This is a genomic window from Flaviaesturariibacter aridisoli (assembly GCF_004343705.1).
Lineage (GTDB): Bacteria > Bacteroidota > Bacteroidia > Chitinophagales > Chitinophagaceae > Flavisolibacter > Flavisolibacter aridisoli.
This window is the reverse complement of sequence record NZ_SKFH01000032.1, coordinates 1-21253: the sequence shown is the minus strand read 5'-3', so window position 1 is coordinate 21253 and position 21253 is coordinate 1. Positions and strand designations below refer to the sequence as shown.

The following is a 21253-nucleotide window of genomic DNA, read 5'->3' as shown; positions in this document are numbered from 1 at the left end:
AATAAGCCTTTTTATGCAAATGATTCCTGCAAACACAGTCGTTGAATTCAAGGACCGCGCGCGGCATCTCGCGGATTTCATAGCGTGCCGGGGCCGCTATCCGCGCCCCGACGAAGACGAAGAAATATGCCTGTGGGTCAGCCGGCTACGCCAGGCCATCAGGTACAAACGGCTTGCGGAAGAACAGTTGGCCATTCTGCGCCGATTCGGAATACTGGTGGGCAAACGCCCGGACTGGGAGCGACGCTACGAGCGTTTGTGCGTTTTATTGGCCGCACCGCCGGCGCGGCGCCAGAATGAATGGTATGCGACCATCGAATGGTTTCGCCTTCAGGTGCAGGCCGGAGAAAAGGGCCGCCTTCCGCAAGAATCTCTGGACCGGTTGCTGGAACTGGCACCCAAAGTGGACCTGTTCTTGGCGGGCTGGCAGAAAATGCAGGCTGCTGCCAAAATGAATTGGGACGAAAAGATAGCCGGCCTGCTTGCTTTCCGCGCCCTATACCCCAACCGTTGGCCAAACGTGCGCGAGCCAATACCTGCGCACCGCAAAACCGGCAACTGGTGCATGGAGGTGCGCAGGCAGTATGCGCAAGGCGTGTTGCCTGCGTCGGTGGAAAAAAAGCTCAGGGCAGTTGGTTTCGACCCGGGCGGCCATGCAGGCCGGTGGCAGCGGCATTGCGATGAGCTCGCGGGCTACCTTAAAAAGAACCGTTGCCTTCCGTTCGGGAATGCCACTCTGTTCAAATGGTTGTGCCGTCAAATGGCCTGTTTCGACCAGCTGGGCAGGCTCCGGAAGCAGCAGTTGACGCGCACCGGCTGCGTGGCGGCCTACCGCAGGTGGCGGCAGGCCAGCGACCCGAACCTACGATGGGAGCAGGATTGTAAAGCCCTGGCGGCTTTTATGAAAACGCACGGTCGCTTGCCTCGGCCCGTCGACGGGCACTTGCATCAATGGATGTTGCGGCAACGCGCCGCGCTGCGCAGGCAAAGGCTGCCGCCCGGGCGGCTCCAAAAACTGGGCGCTTTACCCTTGAACCTGTTCGAGGCGGATTCGGCGCGGGATCGCTGGGAAAAACAATTCGCTTCTTTGTGCACCTTTCGGGCGGCTAACCCGGGGCGATGGCCGGCCAGCGATAAGAGGCGCCCGGAGGAACGGTCATTGGCTATCTGGTGCCAATCCCAACGACAGGCCTATAGGGGCACGCTCAAAAACCAAAAGCCTCTCGACCCGGAAAAGATCGCAAAGCTCGAGGCTGCTGGTTTTTCCTGGCGTCCGTCGGAACAATGGGATGCTAAATGGGAGCAGCGATTGGAAGAATTGAAAAGTTGCAGGGATCCAAAGACGGGCAAGTTTGCCTTCCCGAAAAAAATGGATGGTAAAACAAACCCATTGTACCAATGGTATGCAGGCCAGTTGCAGGCCGCTCGTAAAAGCGCGCTTTCCGTTCAACGCGAGGAAGCATTACGGCAGCTCGGAGTCCTGTGACGATAAGGGGCGCAGCAAAGCCGGTTGCTTCAAATATTGGTACTTCCGCCACGTATACCCCGCCGCCGCCCAGGCGAGCTGAAAGCCGGCCACGCCTTCGAGCAGGCCCAGTCGTAAAAAATAGTCTTTGCAAAAGGCCGCCAGCGGCGAAAGGAGCTGCTTGAACAGCGTGGGCTTGCGGCCCTGCCGGCGGTAGGCTTCGGCCACCAGGGGTGCGTAACCACGCAGCTTGGCGCGGTAGTCGGCCACGGAGCGGGCCGTGCGGTGAAAAAGGCTTCCGGGGAGCAGCTGCGTGCGCGCGGTGCCGCCGAGGGGCAGCACCTTTTCGTGGATGAGGGCGAGGTTCCAGTTGTATTCGCGGCGGTGAAAGTAGCGCACGCGGCGGTCGCGGCCCCAGCCGCCCCAGCGGATGCGGCGCTTGCCGAGGAAGTTGGCGAGGCGCACGCTGTAGGCCGTTCCGGGCCGCGGTGTCAGCTCCGCCAGCGCATCGGCGAGGTGCACGCCCATCCACTCGTCGGCATCGAGGCAAAACACCCAGTCGTAGCGCGCCAGCTCGGTGGCCGCGCGGCGCGTAGCGCCGAAGCCGAGCCAGGGGCCCCGGTGCACGGGGAGGCCCACGCCTTCCACGAAGCGCACGGTGTCGTCGGTGGAGCCGCTGTCGTAGACCACGATGTCGTCGCTCACCCCGCGCACGCTTTGCAGCGTCCGGTCGATGGTGTCGGCCGCGTTCTTGCAAATGATAATGATGGAAAACTTAGTCGGCATAATCCCTCGCTTCCGGCGCGCGCCACTTCCACCACCATAAAACGAGGAAGACATAGAGGTACACGCCGTACTGCACTTCGAGGCCAATATCAAACAAAAAACTGAAAGCCGCGCTGATATTCAGCAGCACCCACCAGAAGCGGCCCGACGTTCCGCGCGTGAAAAAAGGCGCCGCCATACAGGCCGTAAAGAGCAGCACACCGATCCAGCCGGCGCCGAGGCCGTAAATGAGCCATTCGGAGCTGGGGTAATACTTGTCGGTTTCGAGCATGCCCGGGATATGCGCGTTGTACCAGGCGTCGGTCACGGGCCAGATGTCGCCGAAGCCCACGCCGAAGGGATGCTCCCGCAGCAGCGTCCAGCCGGCGCGGATGCTGAGGAAGCGGTTGCCGTCGTTGACGCCGGGGTGGTACTGCGCCGCGCGCACGAAGCCGAGGTCCCAGCGGATGTAGTGGAGGCGGTTGCGGAAGCTCGGAAGCACCTGCGCCGCCACTACCGGCAAGGCGGCCAGCACGAGGAGGAACAGCACGCCCAGCGCCACGCTGCGGCGACGCCACACGAAGCGCGCGGCGATGGCCAGCAGGCAGAGGTAGTAGGCGCCGAGGCCGGTGCGCGCCGCCAGCACGTGGAGGTACAGCGTGAAGAAAAGAAACAGCGCCGCCAACCCCCACTGCAGCTTGCGGCGCGCGCCCTGTCCGAGCACGAAGAGCAGCAGCACCGCCACGCTCACCAGCCAGCTGAAGCGCACGTGGTCGTTTTCGAGCGGCGTGCCGAAGGTGCGGCTGTAGTTGAAGCCGTCGTTGTGCGCGGCATAGTCGGCGAGGTAGCCACCGAAGCTCCAGGCGGCGCCCAGGGCCACGCATCCGAGGAAGCTCCAGGCAAGGATCCGCCATTGCTTTGGGGTCAGCTGCCAGGCCCCGGCAAAGGCGAGGGGGAAGAACAGCAGCGGCAGCTTGATGCGGATGATGGTGTTCCACCGCTCCATATCATCGCTCCAGAGCCCCGACAGGAGCGGGAGGAGGAAGAGCCCGCTCATCGCCAGCAGCACGGGTGTGCGCACGAGCCGGCGCAGCTGCGCACCGATGTTTTTGTGCAGGGTCGTAACGGCCACGAAGGCGATCATCGAAAGGGAAAGCCCCGCGCGCGACAGGAACAGGCTCAGGACGGACAGCAGTAAAAGCCCCAGCAGCACGGGCTGCCGGTACTTCGGCGGGAGCAGCATAGCCGTCAAAGCTAGCCAAAAAGGTTTACGAGGTTTTTAAGGTTCTTCGGGTTTATAGGGTTCTTAAGGTCGCTGCACCCTCTCACCCATAACCTTAAGAACCCTATAAACCTTAAAAACCCTGAGAACCTTACTTTTGGCCCGATGCTCCCCAATTGGTCCGCGCTCCTCGAATCCTTCCATACCGGTGATGTCCGCGCGCTGGCGCGGCTGCTTTCGTTTGTGGAGAACGGCCTGCCCGGTTACCGCGAGCTGCTGGCCGGCCTCAGCTGGCCCGAAGGCACGCACGTGGTGGGCATCACCGGCCCCCCGGGGGCGGGCAAGAGCACCCTCACCGACGGCCTTATCGGCGCGCTGGTGGCGCGGGGCAAGAAGGTGGCCGTGCTTTGCGTGGACCCCTCCTCGCCCTTCAACCTCGGCGCCGTGCTTGGCGACCGCATCCGCATGAGCCAGTGGTATACGCACCCGTCTGTATTTATACGGTCGCTGGCCACGCGCGGTTCGATGGGCGGCCTCCACCCGCGCATCCTCGAGCTCACCGACCTGCTGCGTGCCGCCGGCTTCGACTACGTGCTGGTAGAAACCGTGGGCGTGGGCCAGAGCGAGATCGAGATCGCCGGCCTGGCCGACACTACCGTGGTGGTGCTGGTGCCCGAAGCCGGCGACGAAGTGCAGACGATGAAGGCCGGCCTCATGGAGATCGCCGACATCTTCGTGGTCAACAAGGCCGACCGCCCCGACGCGGCTGCCTTTCTCCGCAACCTGCGCCTCATGCTGGCGCCGGCCTTCTCGCAGCGGACCCATGAAATTCCGATCCTCTCCACCGTAGCGCAGGACGGCACCGGCATCCCGGAGCTTGCCGCCGCCATTGAAACCGACCTCGCGCAGCCGCACGCGCGGGCCCGCAAGGAGTGGCTCCTCGCCGAAAAAGCCTGGCAGCTGATTATGCAGGAGCGGATGAAAGACCTGAGCAAGGAAGACCTCCGCAAGGCCATCGCCGCGGGCGACGAGCACAACCTCTACCGCCTCGTAGAGCGCTACGGTGTGCGCTAGTTGGCCGGGGCCGCGTATTTTTGAGCCGCATGAAGAATGGCAATCCCCTGGTTTCGGTAGTGATGTGCACCTACAACGGCGCACGCTTCGTGGGCGAGCAGCTCGAGTCGATCCTGCAGCAGACCTACAGCCCGATCGAGGTGGTCGTGGCCGACGACGCCTCCAAAGACGATACCTACGAGCTGCTGCAGCAATACGCCGCGCGCGACGGGCGCATCCGGCTTTCGCGCAACGCGCAGAACACCGGTTACAATATCAACTTCAGCAACGCCTGCGCCGCCGCCACCGGCGACTTCATCGCCATTGCCGACCAGGACGACATCTGGGAGCCGACGAAGATCGCCGAGCTGATGGACGCCATTCAGAAAGACGACAACATCGTGCTCGTGCACGGCATCTCGGCCCGCTTCGAGGAGCGCGAACACCCGCACCTGCGCAGCCTCAAGCTGGTGAACTATTTCCGCGGCAACGACCTCCGGCTGTTCTACCTGTCGAATTACATCTCCGGCCACAACATGCTGTTCCGCCGTCGCCTCCTCGACCGCTCACTGCCTTTTCCCGGCCACGTGTATTACGACTGGTGGCTGGCCGCGCAGGCCTGCCTCATCGGGCGCATCGAAGCGGTGGAGAAAATCCAGGTGTGGCACCGCATGCACGGCGGCAATGCCACCGGCGGCGCCAAGCCCAGGCTCGCTTTCTGGAAGCAGGTGCAATCCATACTGCCCACGATCCTCGAAAGCCCCGACATCCAGCCCGCGCACCGCGCCTTCGGCCAGGAACTGCTGGCGCACTACCAGCGCGACTTCCCGGAGAAGGAGTTTTCCTGGCCTCTGTTCTGGTTCCTGCTGAAGCACGCACCCGTGATCTTCGCCTACAAGAAGCGCACCTTTCCCTGGATCTCGTATACGAAGCACGCGGCGCGTTACGCGAGTCGGAAGCACCTGGCTTAGCCCCCTATCCGGTGTAAGAGGCGCGTGCCGGTGCTGCAGCGCCCTGAAAGGGCGCCGTGTCACTGGCCCCGGGCGCAAGCCCGGGGCATACAGGCATACAGAATCCGTGCGCCCCGAAGGGGCGCCGTAGCGCAGGAGCATGCTGCAAAAGGGACCATCTTTTTATGGAATCAGGAGAAACACGGCGCCCCTGCGGGGCGCAAGTCCGTTCTTGCATGCTCCTATCCCCGGGTTTCACCCGGGGCCAAGGACATGCTGCTCCTTCGGAGCAGTAGGGCGTTTCGGTATCCGGAATGCAGAAACAGACAGTGGTCCCGTAGATCTACGGGTTACCCGCGTGGCAGCAGCTGGCGGTTGTAGAACACGAGGTTCTCGCCTTTCACTTCCAGGTCGAAGTCGTAGCGGTTGATGGTCTCGAACACGGTGCGGCTCGTGCCGGGGCGGTAGCGGTCGTGCGTTTCCACCAGCAACACCTTGGTGTAGGGCAGCCAGCTTTCGAAGTTCTCGGCAAACAGGTCCATCTCGGCGCCTTCGATGTCGATCTTCACGAGGTCGACGGTGGTAATGCCGGCGCGCTTCATGAGCCCGGCGATGGTGTAGGCCGGCAGTTCGTAGGAGCCTTCGCCCTCATTGGACGTTACCATGAAGGAGGCTTCGCCGAAGCCTTTATCCAGCAGGCGCAACGTTTCCTCGCGGGGCCAGATGGCGCCGTGCAGGATCTCCACGTTGGGATAAGGTTGGGTGTTGCGCTTTGCCTGGCTGAAGTTGGATTGCTCGGGCTCCACGCCGATGATCTTCGCATCGGGAAAGCGGTTGGCGAAATAGAGTGCCGCCAGGCCCACGTTGGCGCCGATGTCGAAGATGGTGCGGGGCTCAAAGGGAATGTCGATGTCGTAGCCGCGGCTGTAGAAGATCTGCTCGAACATGATGTGGTCCGACAGGCTCGGGATGTACCGCAGGTGCACCGGGTGCTTCAGGTAGGGAAAGCGCAGGGGCTGCTCTTTGCGCAGCTTGTGGTGCAGGTAGAATTTCCAGCCGTCGGCTTTGCCGAACAGCTTCTGGAGGCGTTTGCGGGTGTGCGACATCGGAAGCGATTGAAAGAGCTGCAAGGTAACGATTCGCGCCGGCAAATCGGCCGCGGCGGCCGCTGCGCCGGATTTGCTATTTTTGCGCCTTTCCCCCAAGATCGTGACACAACCCGCTTCTACCGCTCCCTCCGCCACCGTTTCGGTGGTGCTCTGCACCTACAACGGCGCCGCCTTCCTGCGGGCGCAGCTCGACTCCATCCGCCAGCAAACCTACCCGCTCCACGAAGTGCTGGCTTTCGACGACGGCTCCACCGACGCCACGCTCGACCTCCTCGACGACTACGCCGAGCAATGGCCCCTGCTGAAGGTGCACCGCAACCCGGTCAACCTGGGCTTCAACCGCAACTTCGAGCAGGCCCTCCGCGCCGCCACCGGCGATGTGCTCGCCATCTCCGACCAGGACGATATCTGGATGCCCGAAAAAGTGGCGAAGATGATGGCCGTGTGGAAGCCCGAATGCCCCGTGATCTACTGCGATTCGATGCGCTTCAAGGGCGAGCCGCCGGCGGTGCCCGCGAAGTCGCACATCAACGCGTTCTTCGAGGGAACCGACGCGCGCCAGCTCCTCTTCGCCAACACGGTGAGCGGCCACGCGCTCATGCTCCGCCGGCCCTTCCTCGACAAAGTGCTGCCCTTTCCCGAAGGCATTTTTTACGACTGGTGGACGGCCTTCGTCGCTGCCGACAACGGCGGGGTTTGCCTGCTCAACGAGCCGCTGGTGCTGCACCGCATTCACGATAAGAACGCATCGGGACACGAAGAAACCTCGCGCAGCGAAGTGATCCTTTACCTGCGTAAGGACGTCATGCGACACATGAAGGTGTTCAAGGACGCGCCCCAGGTAAGCGAGCGGGTGCGCGCCTTTGCCCGTATGTTTTACGAAGCCTACCAGCGCCGCGAAGAGAAGGGCGGACGCTGGCGCCTCTTCCGCCTCATCCTGCAGCACCTCGAAACGTATTTCTACTACCGCCGCCGCAAAGGCGCACACAAGTTGCGGCTGGTGAAGTATGCTTATTACTACGCCTTTACCGATTAGGGCGCGCTGAACGATCCTATGCAGATCATACGTTGCAGTTCGTGCAACAGTCAACCGCTTTGCGCAGTTCGTACAGACCCGCGTCAATCGTAACGATCTTAAAAAATCTGCGTTCCTGCTTTCGTGGTGCAAGTTGCTTCTACGCGCTGATCTTCAAATTGCTGTCGGGATGCAGCACCTTGCGGGCTTTGGCCAGCGCCGAGCCGATCACCTGGTGCATGTCGTAGTAGCGGTATTCCGCGAGGCGCCCGCCGAAGATCACGTTGCTTTCGCCCTCCGCCAGCTCCGCGTATTGCTTGAAGCGCTTCGTGTTCGCTTCGTCGTTGAGCGGGTAGTAGGGCTCCATGCCTTTTTCCCAGGTGGCGGGATACTCGTAGGTGATCACCGTGTGTGGCTGCGTGCCGAACTCAAAGTGTTTGTGCTCGATGATACGCGTGTAGGGAATGTGTGCCTCGGTATAATTCACCACGGCGTTGCCCTGGTAGTTGGCTCGCTCCAGGTGCTTGTGCTCGAAGCGCAGGCTGCGGTACTCGAGCGGGCCGAAGCGGTAGTTGTAGTATTCATCGAGCTGACCGGTGTATACCAGGTTTTCGCCGAGCGAGCGGAAATATTCCGGGTCGTCGAAGAAGTTGGTGTCGAGGCGTACTTCGATGCCTTCGAGCAGTCCTTCCGCCAGCTTGTTGTAGCCGCCGATGGGAATGCCCTGGTACTTGTCGTTGAAGTAGTTGTTGTCGAAGGTAAAGCGCACCGGGAGGCGCTTGATGATGAATGCCGGCAGCTCGGTGGCCTTGCGGCCCCACTGCTTCTCGGTGTAGCCTTTGATCAGCTTTTCGTAGATGTCGGTGCCCACCAGCATCAGCGCCTGCTCCTCGAGGTTTTTCGGGTGGGTGATGCCCAGCGACCCGATCTGCTCCTGGATCTTTGCCTGCGCCTCATCCGGGGTAATGACGCCCCAGAGCTGGTAGAACGTGTTCATGTTGAACGGCAGGTTGTAGAGCTTGCCCTCATGATTGGCCACCGGCGAATTGGTGTAGCGGTTGAACTCCACGAACGAATTCACGAAGTCCCAGATGGGCCGGTCGTTGGTGTGGAAGATATGCGCGCCGTAGTAGTGCACGTTGATCCCATCTACATTCTGGCAATAGATATTGCCCCCGCTGTGCGGCCGCTTGTCGATGACCAGGCAGCGCTTTCCTGCTTGCTTGGCCTGGTGGGCAAAGGTTGCCCCGAACAGGCCCGCGCCCACAATGACGTAGTCGTAATTTACCATCAGAAACGAATAACCTTTTTGTGCTTAATGGATTGTAAAATGCGTTCGGCCACGGCGTGCACGGAGTACACGCGGCCACCCTCCGCATTTTGCAAAAACTTTGCCCGCGCCGCCCGGACCTCGTTGTAACGGTCGAAGAGCTGGCTGAGGGACTGCACAAAAGAAGTTTTTCCGGTCAGGAGCCGGAGCATCGTTTCGGGGATGAGCTGAAGAAAGTAGAGGTAGCGTTTGCCGCGCGGCAGGTGCAGCGCGTGCAGCAGCATTTTGTTGCGGTTGTATACCACCGCGATCTCCCGCTTGCGTTCCGGCGTACGGATGGTGCTGGAGGTGCGGTGACGGCACACGGCATCGTGCACGTAGTAGCAGGGATGGCCGAGGCGCCAGGCACGCAGCGACAATTCGTAGTCTTCCACGTAAAAGGGCGAGAAAAGCTCGTTGAAGCCGCCGAGCTTTTCAAAGAGTCGCCGGCGAAAGAGCATGTTGGCCCCCGACAGGTAGATCGACAGGAGGCCCTCACCACGCATTTCGCTTTCGTCCTGGAGCAGGTAGTTGCCCGAGGTCTTGATCTTCACGCCGTGGAAATACGGGTACTTGGCGCCTTCCTGCACGATATCGTCTTCCCAGCCCACAATGCGGCCCATGGTGCCCCAGGTATCGGGGTTTTCGAAGAAGGGAAGCTGCGGCTCAAAGTAGCCGGGCGTCAGCTTGACGTCGGAGTTGAGCAGCAGCACGAGCTCGTAGCGGGCGGCCGCCACGCCGCGGTTGGCTGTTTTGGAAAATCCGCCGTTTACCGCGGCACGCACGATGCGCACGTCGGGGTAGTGCTGCGCCACCCATTCCGGCGACCCGTCGGTGGAAGCATCGTCGGAAATAATGACTTCGCTGGGAAAAGAGAGGGAGCGCAGGGCTTCAAACACCGTTGGCAGCGTTTCGGGCAACAGCGTGTTGCCGTTGTAGTTCGGAATGACGACGGAAAGACCGGGCATGCGCGCAAAATAAGCTATTCGGCTCCATTCCGCTTCCACCAGCGGTAGCCGATCGTGCCGATGATGCTGAAGGGAACGATCATCAGGTAGATAATGCCCGTGTTGAGGCCCTTGGCGGGTTTCTCGCCGAGCTGCTGGGCCGTTTTGGTGCATACAGAGCACTGGGCGCCGGCAGCGAGCAGCGAAGCGGAAAGCAGGATGGTGAACAGGCCCTTTTTCATATCGGGGCAAAGGTAGGCGATGGTGCCGGCGCCGCAAGCGGCGGAAGAGAAAGAACGCAGATTCTGTATGATTTTTAAGATTTACGCAGATATGTTTTTGCAGGCGTCAGCAGATCATAACAAATCAGCGCATTCCGCTTTAGCGGAATCTGCGTTCTTTCTCTTTGGGGCAACGCCCTACCTGGTGGAATTACAGTCTTTCCCGAAGTTTTGCTTGATATGATCCTTCAGGCATTGCGCCCTTGCCTGCGAGAAGGGGTGTGTGCGCAGGAAGTCTTCCACGCGGCTGTAATCGTTTTCCTTGTTTCCCATTTCGCGCCAGAAGTTGACCACGGTGCAAAGGTCCATCCCGAGCTTGTTGGTGAGGTTGATGCCGTAATAGTCGGCTTCCAGCTCGTTGCGCTGGTTAAAGGAAGCCGTGAGGATGCTCTTGAGCTGCAGGTAGGTGGAACCGCCTTCGCCGAAGTATTTTTCCGCTACCTCCATTTCCTGGATGCTGGTTTTGATGTGGCCGGCCTCGGAGTGCCCGATCTCGTGGCCCACGATGGCATAGAGCAGCGCATCGTCGTTCTTGCAACGCTCCCACATTGTTTTGGTCACGTAGATGCGGCCGCCGAAGGTGAAGGCGTTGAGCGCGGTGTCGTCGAGCACGTAGATGTAGTATTGGATCTTCGAAGGCTGCGCACGCTGCGCCAACAGGTCTTTCAGCACCTTGTTGAGTTTGGCGGAGATGGCGGGGTCGTCGATGAGTTTCGACTCGCCGGTTTCGAGGAGGTCTTTGTGGAAGGCTGCGCCCCACTGGGTTTGCACCTCGTCGGTAATGCTCCGCTTCGACACGGCCAGGTCGCGGAGGATGCCGGTCACGCGCTCCACTTTTTTTCCGGTAGGATCGTTGGCCACCGACGAGTCGAGGCAGGCGTAGGAATAGGAGGTCGCCTCCTTTTTGGTATCGGAGCCGGGCAGCGAAAGGTCGTTGCAGGAGGCGAGGATCGCCCCGAGCAGGAGCGGCAGGAAACGTAGCATGCGGATGAAAATGCAAAGAAAGGGCCAGCACGGCTGGGTTGGCAACAGCTTTGCAATCGCTTTGCTAAACTTTGGACAGCAGCCCGGCGCCGGCCTATGGAACTTGTGTACAAATGCCTTTCGATCTTTCTGCTGCTGGCGGCGCTGCTGCCGCTGATCCCCCACCCGCACTGGATCTTCCGCATCTGGGAGTACGGCCGCATCCAGGCCTTCTTCCTGCAGCTGCTGGTGCTCGCCGCCGGGCATTTGCTCCATCCCCACGACCGCGTCTTTTGGTTCCTCGAAGGCGCGCTGACCCTGCTGGCCCTGCACAACGCCTGGGTGCTGGCGCCCTACACGCGCTTCTTCCGTAAAAAGCACCGCGTGGAAAAACGCTCCGAAAGCGTATCGGTGCTGTCGGTGAATGTATACCAGTTCAACCGCGAATACGACCGGCTACTGGCCCTGGTGCGCACGGAGCGCCCCGACATCCTGCTGACGATGGAAACGAACGGCGCCTGGCAGGAAGCGCTCGATGCGCTCGGCGACCTGTACCCGCACGCGCAGAAGGTGCCGCTGGAGAATACGTACGGCATGCATTTCTACACCCGGCTGCCGCTGCACCGGGTGCAGGTGCACTACTTCGTGGCCGACGATATGCCCAGCATCGAGGCGGAGCTGGAAACGCCCGACGGCACGCGCTTCACGATCTTTTGCGTGCACCCGGCGCCGCCGAGTCCTACCGAAGAAGAAACGGCCCGCGAGCGCGACGGCGACCTGCTGTCGGTAGCCAAAAAAGCAGCGGCGGCCAAAGGCCCCGTGCTGGTGGTGGGCGACTTCAACAACGTGGCCTGGGCACGCTCGTCGGTGTTGTTCCGCAAAACCTCGGGCCTGATCGACCCGCGCATCGGCCGCGGCTTCGTATCGACCTACCACGCGCGCTACCGCTGGCTCCGCTTCCCGATCGACCTGTTCTTTCACTCGCCACACCTGTTCGTGGAGCGCTTCTGTACGCTGCGGCCCATCGGCTCCGACCACCTGCCGCTGTTCTGCCGCTTCTTCATCAACCCCGTAGACGATGCGCAGGAAGGCGAGGTGGAAACCCTCGAGGCAGGAAGGGAGGAAGAGGTGGAGGAGATGATCCAGGAGGGGAAGGAGGAGGAGAGCAGCCGGCCGGTGGTTGCGCGGGAGTAACGTTTATAGTTTATAGTTTACAGTTTTAAGTTCCGCTATGCGGCGTGGCGGTATTCGCGTCAGCCAACTATAAACTATAAACTATAAACTGTAAACAAAAAGCCCCGCCGAAGGCGGGGCTTTGAAATACTAGTTAACAGCTTCTGCGCTCATGCGCTTCGATTGCTTCTTGCGCTCCTCTTCGTCGAGGATCACTTTTCGCATCCGGATATTGTTGGGCGTCACCTCGATGCACTCGTCCTGCTGGATGTATTCCATGCATTCTTCGAGGGTCATCAGGCGCTTCGGGGCGATGTTGGAGGCCGCATCGGAGCCGGAAGCACGCATGTTGGTGAGCTTCTTGCCTTCGTTCGGGTTCACCACGAGATCGCCGGGCTTGTTGTTCTCGCCGATGATCATGCCTTTGTACACTTCCTCACCCGGGTCTACGAAGAAGAAGCCGCGGTCCTGGAGTTTGTCGAGCGAATAGCCGGTGGTCTGGCCGTTGTCTTTCGCCAGCAGCACACCGTTGTTGCGGCCGGGGATCGGTCCTTTCCAGGGCTTGTACTCGGCAAAGCGGTGGTTCATTACGGCTTCGCCCGCCGTGTTGGTGAGCATATTGGTACGCAGGCCGATGAGGCCGCGCGAGGGGATGTCGAATTCAAGGTGCTGCATTTCGCCTTTCGTTTCCATGATCAGCATCTCACCCTTGCGGCGGGTGACGAGGTCGATCACTTTGGAGGCGTATTCCTGCGGCACGTCTACCACGAGGGTTTCAAAGGGCTCGCACTTCTGGCCGTTGATCTCTTTCACGAGCACCTGGGGCTGGCCGATGGTCAGCTCGTAGCCTTCGCGCCGCATCGTTTCGATGAGGATACCGAGGTGGAGGATACCGCGGCCGTATACCAGGAAGGAGTCGGCGGAGTCGGTGTCTTTCACACGGAGGGCGAGGTTCTTCTCGGTTTCCTTCATGAGGCGGTCGCGCAGGTGGCGCGAGGTCACGAACTTACCGTCGCGGCCGAAGAAGGGCGAGTTGTTGATCGAGAACATCATGTTCATCGTCGGCTCGTCGATGGAGATGGTCGGCAGGGCTTCGGGGGCGTCGAAGTCGGCGAGGGTATCGCCGATGTTGAAGCCTTCGATACCTACTACGGCGCAGAGGTCACCGGCAACTACTTCGGATACTTTTTTCTTGCCCATGCCTTCAAACACGTAGAGCTCGCGCACGCGCTGCTTCTTTACGGTGCCGTCGGCCTGCATGAGGGAGACGGGCATGTTTTCCTTGATCACACCGCGGGCCACGCGGCCGATGGCGATACGACCGAGGAAGGAAGAGTAGTCGAGGGAGGTCACCTGCATCTGCAGGGTGCCTTCGCGGGAGGCGTTCGGCGGGGGCACGTGCTTCAGGATACCGTCGAGCAGGGGCTCGATGCCTTCGATCTGCTCCAGCGAATCGTTGAACCAGCCGTTCTTGCCCGAACCGTAGTAGGTGGGGAAGTTGAGCTGCTCTTCGGTAGCGTCGAGGTTGAAGAAGAGTTCGAATACGGCGTCGTGCACCTCGTCGGGGCGGCAGTTGGGCTTATCTACTTTGTTGATGATCACGATGGGCTTCAGGCCGAGCGCGAGGGCTTTGCCCAGCACGAAGCGGGTCTGCGGCATGGGGCCTTCAAAGGCATCCACCAGCAGGCACACGCCGTCGGCCATTTTGAGCACACGCTCCACCTCGCCGCCGAAGTCGGCGTGGCCAGGGGTATCGATCACGTTGATCTTCACACCTTTGTAGGTGACGGCGGCGTTTTTGGAGAAGATCGTGATGCCGCGCTCGCGTTCCAGGTCATTGTTGTCCATGATCAGCTCGCCGGTTTCCTGGTTTTCCCGGAAGGTAGCAGTGGCGTGCAGGATCTTGTCTACCAGGGTGGTTTTACCGTGGTCAACGTGGGCAATGATGGCAATGTTTCTGATGTCCATAATAAATTAAGTGGAAAAGGCGGAAGTGGGAAGTCGGAAGTGCTTACTGCGACCGGGACTTTTCATTGTTTTTCGGAGCGCAAAGGTACGCCAAAAGGTTGGGGTAAACAGATAATGGAGAATCTTTATCTTTCTGTTACCATATATGAAAAGAGCACGACTGTTGGGCTTTCTGTCGATTTGCACCGGCTTTTTGGCCTTTGGTTTTCCCCGAAACGAAAAAGCGCCGCCGGGTACCGTGCGGGCCAACGATACGCTTTTTGTGGACCGGACTGAAATAGCCAATGCTCATTGGCGCGAGTTCACGTTCTGGCACCAGCAATACGGAGATTCGACCTCGCTGGCTGCCATCCTCCCCGATAGTTGCTGGGTGCCGCTGGCGGGCAATGGGCCCGGAGATGTTTATTCCTGTTCGATGGGGGAAGTGTATTTCCGTCATCCGCGCTTCAGCTTCTATCCTGTGCTGGGGCTCACCCACGCACAGGCAGAGGCTTTTTGCCGCTGGCGTTCCGACCGGGTAAACGAGCTCATTGCCCGGCAGCCGGAGCGCTGGCCGTTCCGGAAAGTGCATTACCGCCTGCCCACTGAGGCCGAATGGATGGCGCTGGCCGAGGGCGGCCTGGACACGGCGCGGTACCCGTTCGGGGTGAAGAATACAACGACGAAAAAGGGATTCAACCTTGTCAACTGGGGAAGCGACCTCCGCTGGAAAGACCCGGGGGCGGCTTACCCTGTGGAGGTGCCCACATGGCCTGTGAACGCCGGCGCCGCCGGTATTGGCGGCAGCCGGGGGTGGATCGGCAACGTGGCCGAGATGCTGGCTGCAGAAGGCATCGCCAAGGGCGGCTACTACGCACTGCCCCCGGACTCCTGCCGCATCGGCGCCCGGCAATACTACGACGGCCCGAAACCCTGGCTGGGGTTTCGTTGCGTGGCGACGGTGGAGTAAACGAGCCTGGAGCCGCTTTCGCCGCCCGGATGAACGCCAAACCCCGAACTCTTTTTGTTAAAGCCGTTGCCCCGCTAAACCCCCTGCCTCGTTTTTCCTTCTTATCATTGAACTAAATTCAACGTTATGAAAGGCTTTTTACTCCTGCTCTCGTTTTTTGCCGTGCTGGCCGTTTCGGCCCAAAAGGTGATGAACCGCGGTGCTTCGGAAGCTTCCTGGAAGGTGTTGTGGGGGAAGAAGTCCCTGCTCAAGGCCGCCGCGGAAGACGAGGCCGCCAACGTGGTCAGCATCAAGCGCTCCGCCCTCAACAAGAAAAATACCTTTACGATCCTCTTTACGCCGGCCTCCGACCAGAAGTCGGGCTGGAACCGCAGCATCGCCGCCTACGACGGCTCCGACAACGTGCTGAAGCAGCAGAAAGGCAACAGCTTTTCGGTGAGCAGCGCCGCCCTGAGAGCAATGGCCAAGGGCCACAGCGAGATCCGTATCTATACCACGGCCGTGCCTTCCGACCCCGCTAAAGCCGCCGTGGTGCGGGTGCGCCGCGTGCACCTGGTGACGATCCGGATCGTGTAAAAGCTGAACCGTCAGCCGTGAAGCGTGAGCCGGTGTTGCAATGGCATCGGCGCGCGCTTTTTCTATTCGCTCTCGTTCCTGTTAATGCTGCCGGTCATTCTGTATACTTTTTCTTTCTTTGGGGCTTATGCGCCACCTGCTCCTCATCATCAATCCCATTTCCGGCACCCGCGCAAAGGCGTCCCTTCCCGCCATGGTGGAAGCCCGCTGCCGGGCCGAGGGCTTCCGCTTTTCGCAGTACCCCTCGGTGGCCAGTGGCGACTACCGCTTCCTCGATGGCGTTATCGAAGGCGACGGCGTGACCGACCTGCTCATCGCCGGCGGCGACGGCACCATCAATGCCGCCGTGAACAGCCTGCGCCGCCACGGCCTGCCCTTCGGTATCCTGCCCTGCGGATCGGGCAATGGATTGGCCCTCAGCGCCGGCATTTCGCGCAAGCACGCCCTGGCGCTGGAGACCATCATCGGGGGCACGCCACAGCCCGTAGACGCCTTTACCATCAACGGGCGCTTTGCCTGTATGCTCTGCGGCCTCGGCTTCGACGCACAGGTGGCGCACGACTTCGCCAATGACCCCGCCCGCGGCCTCAACACCTACATCCGCAAAACCGTATCGAACTTCTTTTCCGCCAAAGCCTATCCCTTCCTGCTCCAGTCGGGCGACAAGGAGCTCGACACGCAGGCGTTCTTCATTTCCATCGCCAACTCCAACCAGTTCGGCAACAATGTGACCATCGCGCCGAAGGCGTCGCTGTCGGACGGGCTGCTCGACATCGTGGTGGCCACGCGCCAAAGCAAGCTGGGGCTGCTGCTGCAAACGGCGCGGCAGATAGCAGGCTACAACGAGCTGCAAAGCGATGTACTCAATGAAAAGGCGGGTATGATCTACTTCCAGACCGATTCGCTCGACATCTACAATCCTGCCGGTGCGCCGCTCCACATCGACGGCGACCCCGGCGAGACCGCGGAGCGCTTCGAGGTCCGCGTGATCCGCGATGCGTTCCGGCTCCTGATGCCTTAGAGAAAGAACGCTGATCCCGCAGGCGGGATCAGCGTTCTTTCTCTCATGGCGCGACCTGGCCTGTCGCCACTGCTTCTTTGTACTGCCCGCAAGCCTTGGCAATGACCTCTTCGAGCGGGGTAAATTGAAATCCCGGCAACGCTTCCAGGATCGCCTTGTTGTCGAACGAGGTGCGGCTGTGGGCCACGCGGGCGCTTTCTTTGGTGAGCAGGGCCTTGCGGCCGGAGAGCTTCGACTTCAGTGCTTCCATCCGCCACGCAATTTCGCCGAGGAAGGGCGTGGCCTCGCGTGCCGGCCGCTTCTTTCCGAAGCCGTCAGCCATCGCGTTGAGCAGTTGGTGAAACGACCAGTTGCCGCCATTGACGATGAAGCGCTCTTCGCTGATGTCGCTGAAGAGTAGTTCTACGGTGGCGCGGGCGGCGTCTTCAACGCCCACGAACCCGTTGATGCCCTCGGTGTACCAGGGAAAGCCGCGCCAGGCGTTGCGAAAGAGGGCGCCCGAGCTCTGGTGCCAGTCGCCGAAGCCGAGGATGGTGCTGGGGTTGAGGATGACGCCATCCAGGCCTTCGGAAAAGCCGCGCCACACCTCGATCTCGGCGAGGTGCTTGCTCACGGCGTACTGCGTGTTGCTTTTCGTTTCCGACCACTTCTTGCTTTCATCCACGAGGCCGCCGGCGCGCGTGCGGCCCAGCGCGGCCACCGAAGAAATATAGGCGAGGCGACGCACGCCTTCTTCCAGCGCTACGTTCACCACGTTGGCGGTGCCGTCGCGGTTGGCTTGCAGCAGGCGCTTGCGGTCGGCGCTGTGAAAAGACACCAGGGCAGCGGCATGCACGATACGGTCCACGCCCTGCATCGCGTCGGCCAGCGACAGCACGTCGAGGATGTCGCCTTCCACCCATTCCACCTTGTCGAGAATCTCTTTTTCAATGAAGAAAGGCAGCTTGTTGCTCCGCCGGATGGCGCGCACGGATTCGCCGCGCTGTACGAGTTCTTTGATGATGTAGGCGCCGAGAAAACCGGTGCCGCCGGTGACGAGTGTGGTAGACTGGTTGATAGGTTGATCAGTTGACTGGTTGATGAATTAACCGGTTAATGGATTAATACGCGTAATAGCCCTTTCCCGTTTTCCGGCCCAGGTTGCCGCTGTCGACGCGCTCTTTCTGGATGTCGGAGGGACGGAGGCGCTCCGGGTTGCCCATCTGCGCATAAACGGAGCAGGACACGGCGTAGTTGACGTCGTTGCCGATAAGGTCCATCAGTTTGAAGGGGCCCATCTTGAAACCCTGGGCTTCGAGCAGGCGGTCGATCGTGTCGAAGGGCAGGCCTTCTTCGGCCAGCCGCAGCGACTCGATGTAGTAGGGGCGCGCCACGCGGTTGACGATAAAGCCCGGCGCGTCGGTGCAGAGCACGGGCGTTTTGCCCACGGCCTTTGTGAAGGCCAGCAGCGCGTCGATGGTGCCGGGGTCGGTGTGGGGGCCTTGCACCACTTCCACCAGCTTCATCAGCGGGGCGGGGTTGAAGAAGTGGAGGCCGGCCACGCGTTCGGGATGCGGCAGCGTTTCGGCGAGCGCGGCGATCGAAAGCGACGAGGTGTTGGAGGCGAAGATGGTCGTGGGACCGTTGCGCTCCGCCAGCTGGCGAAAGAGCGTCGTCTTGGCGTCCATCTTTTCAATGATGGCTTCCACCACGAGGTCGGCTACGCAGTCGGCAATGGCAGACGTAAAGCGGATGCGGCCCAGCGTTGCCTCGGCGGCAGCGGCGTCGAGCTTGCCTTTTTCCACGGCGGTCTGCAGGTTCTTTGCAATGCCGCTTTTTGCTTTTTCCAGTACGGCTTCATTGAGTTCGTAAAGCACGACCGGGAGTGTGGCCGCGGCCGCCACCTGTGCAATGCCGCTGCCCATGGTGCCGGCGCCGCATACACAAACCGATTGAATTTCCATTGGCCCCATTTTCGCATAAAATTAGGGGCTGGGTCCCAACAGGGTCCCCGTAACTTTAAAGAGGACGAAAAAACAAGCGGAGATGAAAACGAAACACTGGATCCTGCTCGGCGCCGGCGTCGCCATGGGCGCGGCCCTCGCCTGGTGGCTGCTGGAACACAACAAAAGCGCGGAAGAAAAGCCGCCCAAGGGCGCGCCGCAAATACCCCTCGATAACCCCGGCGACCAGAGTGAATTCCAGGTGAGCCCGGGGGAAAGCGCAATCGGGTAGAGAAAGTTTGAAAGTCGGAAGTGGGAAGTCGGAAGCATTTCGGTAAAATGGCTGTTAAAGGCGTAACTTTTGCGACGTTTTTCCCATGCTGTTGCACATTCATCCCGACAACCCACAACCACGCCTGCTGCGGCAGATCGCCGAGATCCTGCGCGGCGGCGGCATCATCGTTTATCCCACCGACACCATCTACGGCCTCGGCTGCGACATCTCCCAGCACAAGGCCGTTGAGCGCATCTGCCGTATCAAGGGCGTGGACCCGCAAAAGGCGGCCCTCTCGTTCGTTTGCTACGACCTGAGCGATCTCAGCAAGTATGCGGCCCAGCTCGACACGCCGGTGTACCGCTCGCTGAAGCAGTACCTGCCGGGTCCCTATACGTTCATCCTGAAGGCGAGCCGCGAGGTGCCGCGCATTTTGAAAACAAAACGCGACACCGTGGGCATCCGCATTCCCGACAACAACATCGCCCGCTGCATCGTACGGGAGCTGGGCAACCCGATCCTCAGCGCCTCCCTGCCCGGCGATATGGTGGAAGAATACACCGACCCCGAAGTGATCGATGAACGCTTCGGCAAGCAGGTCGACGCCGTCGTGCACGGCGGCATCGGGGGGATGATCCCTTCCACCATCATCGACTATTCTACCGGCGACCCCGAAGTGGTGCGGATGGGCGCCGGGCCCTGGGAGTAGGCCCACCCCCGGCCCCTCCCGAGGGGAGGCTTAAGAAAACCCTGCCTTGTTCCCTTTCCTTTCGGGAAGGGGTCAGGGGACGGACGCTTATTTGGCCTCTACGTACTCGACGATCTGGTCGATGTCTTTTTCGCTCAGCTGCGGGAAGGGCATCATGATGGCGCCGTATTGCTTCTGAAGCCCCTGGGTATAAGGGTCTTTGGCGAGGAACGCCGCGGGGTTGTGCACCCAGGCATAGAGCTTTTTGCGGTCGGCCCAGGGCCCGCGGGAGGTAAGGCCGCGCAGGGCGGGGCCGGTCATGTCTTTGTCGAGGGCGTGGCAGGCGGCGCAGTTTTGCTGGAAGATACCTTTGCCGGGGGCGGCGGCCGGCGCGGTGGCCTTAGCGGCAGTGCCCGGAGTGGCGGTGCTGGCAGCAGCGGTTTTGACGGACGTGAGCGCGGCGCTGCGTTGTTCGGTCAGGAAAACCTGCTCCCCGATCCAATAGAGGCTCCAGCCGGCCAGCAGGATGAAAATGGCCAAAAAGAGATAGCGGACTTGATTCATAACACAAGGTTTTGAAAGGACCGCCGGGGCGGCCCCCGTTTGCGCCCGCAAAGCTAGAAAAGGAAGTTGCCGCGAAAGGTGATCTTCGTCAGGAGGCTTGCAGCGAAGGGAAGATTACCTGAAGTCAGACAATCATCCCTCCCTCGCCCCTCATGTACTCATTTGCTCTACCCTCCCCAAAACAAAAAGACCCCAACGGGGCCTTCCTGTTTAACCTTCAACCATTCTTTACAGCAGACTTTTGAAAAAAAGTGCAGCAAGTGTCTATAAGACGGTAGATAGACCGCAAACGCTGCATCGGGTTTAAAAATCCGGGGAATATCCCCCATTTCTCACCCGCCTTCGCTGAAGCTTCGGCGGGCAGGGCCCGCCCCGTGCCGGCGATGGGGCACTAACCGCTGCTGACAACCGTAAAACCCTGCCCGACAACGCTCCTACCCTGCCCGGCCAAACAAGTACCCCACCCGACGAGCGCATAACCCCGGGCAACGAGTCAAAAACCCCGGCCGATATGGACCGAACGCCGGCGAACACCGGAAGCAACCCCCAGGGGTAGCCGGCGAAAAACAGCCGGCAACGGGAACGGGCAGCCGGCCGGGCAGCACCCAGTAGCCTGACGGCGTGAGAGCAGGACCTGACAGCTGTAACTAAGTCCATAACTATTGGAAAACAAGACCTGACAACGGCCATTTGGTCAGTAACAAGGAGAGAACAAGACCTGACAACGGCCATTTGGTCAGCAACAACGCGAGAACAAGACCTGACAACGGCCATTTGGTCAGCAACAAGACGAAAACAAGACCCGACAACGGCCATTTGGTCAGCAACAACGCGAAAACAAGACCTGACAACGGCAAAAGGGTCCGTTACCATTGGAAAACAAGACCTGACGGAACGTAAACAGTAGCGGGCACTGCGACAAAAGAAGCGGGCGGCCGGATATTTCTGGATCCGGTAGCACTACCGGAAAGGTGGAACCGCCTGTCTTAAACGAGGGCGGACAGGTCTGGCTGTGCGGAAGCTTCGGCGGACGGGGCCG

21 protein-coding genes are annotated in these 21253 nt (G+C 60.6%); 10 read left to right on the top strand and 11 right to left on the bottom strand.

Going from position 1 to position 21253, the window contains the following annotated elements; genetic code table 11:
* Positions 1-13 precede the first annotated feature (13 nt).
* The gene (locus E0486_RS15085; protein WP_165917360.1) at positions 14-1486 is read left to right on the top strand and encodes a helicase associated domain-containing protein; all 1473 of its coding nucleotides are present in this window, start codon (positions 14-16) and stop codon (positions 1484-1486) included.
* Here E0486_RS15085 and E0486_RS15080 read toward each other — a convergent pair.
* Both E0486_RS15080 and E0486_RS15075 read right to left on the bottom strand, forming a co-directional pair.
* A complete protein-coding gene (locus E0486_RS15080) occupies positions 1463-2251 on the bottom strand; it encodes a glycosyltransferase family 2 protein (protein ID WP_165917359.1) in 789 nt (262 codons plus the stop codon). The two genes, E0486_RS15085 and E0486_RS15080, sit on opposite strands and share 24 nt — an antisense overlap.
* On the bottom strand, positions 2241-3473 hold the full coding sequence (locus E0486_RS15075) for an O-antigen ligase family protein (protein WP_165917358.1): 1233 nt from the start codon (positions 3471-3473) through the stop codon (positions 2241-2243). The genes E0486_RS15080 and E0486_RS15075 overlap by 11 nt, the downstream gene beginning before the upstream one ends.
* A 144-nt stretch (positions 3474-3617) precedes the next feature.
* Here E0486_RS15075 and meaB point away from each other — a divergent pair, with 144 nt between their 5' ends.
* Both meaB and E0486_RS15065 read left to right on the top strand, forming a co-directional pair.
* Positions 3618-4526 (top strand): methylmalonyl Co-A mutase-associated GTPase MeaB, encoded by a 909-nt coding sequence (gene meaB, locus E0486_RS15070; protein ID WP_131853259.1) that lies wholly within the window; start codon positions 3618-3620, stop codon positions 4524-4526.
* Between the two features lie 29 nt (positions 4527-4555).
* Positions 4556-5476: a glycosyltransferase family 2 protein gene (locus tag E0486_RS15065; protein WP_131853257.1), complete on the top strand. Its 921-nt coding sequence runs from the start codon at positions 4556-4558 to the stop codon at positions 5474-5476.
* Between the two features lie 329 nt (positions 5477-5805).
* On the opposite strand, the gene E0486_RS15060 is transcribed toward E0486_RS15065, so the two are convergent.
* Positions 5806-6561, bottom strand: a complete 756-nt coding sequence (locus E0486_RS15060) for an FkbM family methyltransferase (RefSeq protein WP_131853255.1) — start codon at positions 6559-6561, stop codon at positions 5806-5808.
* Between the two features lie 82 nt (positions 6562-6643).
* Here E0486_RS15060 and E0486_RS15055 point away from each other — a divergent pair, with 82 nt between their 5' ends.
* Positions 6644-7600 carry a glycosyltransferase family 2 protein gene (locus E0486_RS15055; protein WP_165917357.1) on the top strand — a complete coding sequence of 319 codons (957 nt, stop codon included), beginning with the start codon at positions 6644-6646 and terminating at the stop codon, positions 7598-7600.
* 139 nt (positions 7601-7739) lie between these two features.
* Here E0486_RS15055 and glf read toward each other — a convergent pair whose 3' ends face one another.
* The 4 genes from glf to E0486_RS15035 form a co-directional block, all read right to left on the bottom strand.
* Positions 7740-8870, bottom strand: a complete 1131-nt coding sequence (gene glf, locus E0486_RS15050) for a UDP-galactopyranose mutase (protein WP_131853251.1) — start codon at positions 8868-8870, stop codon at positions 7740-7742.
* The gene (locus E0486_RS15045) at positions 8870-9856 is read right to left on the bottom strand and encodes a glycosyltransferase family 2 protein (RefSeq protein WP_131853249.1); all 987 of its coding nucleotides are present in this window, start codon (positions 9854-9856) and stop codon (positions 8870-8872) included. Before E0486_RS15045 ends, glf begins: the two co-directional genes overlap by 1 nt.
* A 14-nt stretch (positions 9857-9870) precedes the next feature.
* Positions 9871-10077, bottom strand: a complete 207-nt coding sequence (locus tag E0486_RS15040; protein WP_131853247.1) for a hypothetical protein — start codon at positions 10075-10077, stop codon at positions 9871-9873.
* A gap of 177 nt (positions 10078-10254) precedes the next feature.
* Complete coding sequence (locus E0486_RS15035) at positions 10255-11100, bottom strand: M48 family metallopeptidase (protein WP_131853245.1); 846 nt, start codon at positions 11098-11100, stop codon at positions 10255-10257.
* A 96-nt stretch (positions 11101-11196) separates the two neighbouring features.
* On the opposite strand from E0486_RS15035, the gene E0486_RS15030 reads away from it, so the two are divergent.
* Positions 11197-12273, top strand: coding sequence for an endonuclease/exonuclease/phosphatase family protein (locus tag E0486_RS15030; protein WP_131853243.1), 1077 nt, complete (start codon positions 11197-11199; stop codon positions 12271-12273).
* Positions 12274-12402: 129 nt separating this feature from the next.
* Here E0486_RS15030 and typA read toward each other — a convergent pair whose 3' ends face one another.
* Entirely contained in the window at positions 12403-14220 is a 1818-nt protein-coding gene (gene typA, locus E0486_RS15025) for a translational GTPase TypA (RefSeq protein ID WP_207906273.1), read from the bottom strand.
* A gap of 145 nt (positions 14221-14365) precedes the next feature.
* Here typA and E0486_RS15020 point away from each other — a divergent pair, with 145 nt between their 5' ends.
* From E0486_RS15020 to E0486_RS15010, 3 genes are all read left to right on the top strand, one after another.
* Positions 14366-15169 (top strand): formylglycine-generating enzyme family protein, encoded by an 804-nt coding sequence (locus E0486_RS15020; RefSeq protein WP_131853239.1) that lies wholly within the window; start codon positions 14366-14368, stop codon positions 15167-15169.
* 126 nt (positions 15170-15295) lie between these two features.
* Entirely contained in the window at positions 15296-15745 is a 450-nt protein-coding gene (locus E0486_RS15015) for a hypothetical protein (protein ID WP_131853237.1), read from the top strand.
* 127 nt (positions 15746-15872) lie between these two features.
* Positions 15873-16766, top strand: a complete 894-nt coding sequence (locus E0486_RS15010) for a diacylglycerol/lipid kinase family protein (protein ID WP_131853235.1) — start codon at positions 15873-15875, stop codon at positions 16764-16766.
* Positions 16767-16809: 43 nt separating this feature from the next.
* On the opposite strand, the gene E0486_RS15005 is transcribed toward E0486_RS15010, so the two are convergent.
* Positions 16810-17823, bottom strand: a complete 1014-nt coding sequence (locus tag E0486_RS15005; RefSeq protein ID WP_131853233.1) for an NAD-dependent epimerase/dehydratase family protein — start codon at positions 17821-17823, stop codon at positions 16810-16812.
* Between the two features lie 43 nt (positions 17824-17866).
* Positions 17867-18709 (bottom strand): 3-hydroxyacyl-CoA dehydrogenase NAD-binding domain-containing protein, encoded by an 843-nt coding sequence (locus tag E0486_RS15000; RefSeq protein WP_243697456.1) that lies wholly within the window; start codon positions 18707-18709, stop codon positions 17867-17869.
* A gap of 82 nt (positions 18710-18791) precedes the next feature.
* On the opposite strand from E0486_RS15000, the gene E0486_RS14995 reads away from it, so the two are divergent.
* Complete coding sequence (locus tag E0486_RS14995; protein WP_131853229.1) at positions 18792-18980, top strand: hypothetical protein; 189 nt, start codon at positions 18792-18794, stop codon at positions 18978-18980.
* A gap of 85 nt (positions 18981-19065) precedes the next feature.
* Positions 19066-19671: an L-threonylcarbamoyladenylate synthase gene (locus E0486_RS14990; protein WP_131853227.1), complete on the top strand. Its 606-nt coding sequence runs from the start codon at positions 19066-19068 to the stop codon at positions 19669-19671.
* Between the two features lie 87 nt (positions 19672-19758).
* Here E0486_RS14990 and E0486_RS14985 read toward each other — a convergent pair whose 3' ends face one another.
* On the bottom strand, positions 19759-20214 hold the full coding sequence (locus E0486_RS14985; protein WP_131853225.1) for a c-type cytochrome: 456 nt from the start codon (positions 20212-20214) through the stop codon (positions 19759-19761).
* Between the last annotated feature and the right edge of the window lie 1039 nt (positions 20215-21253).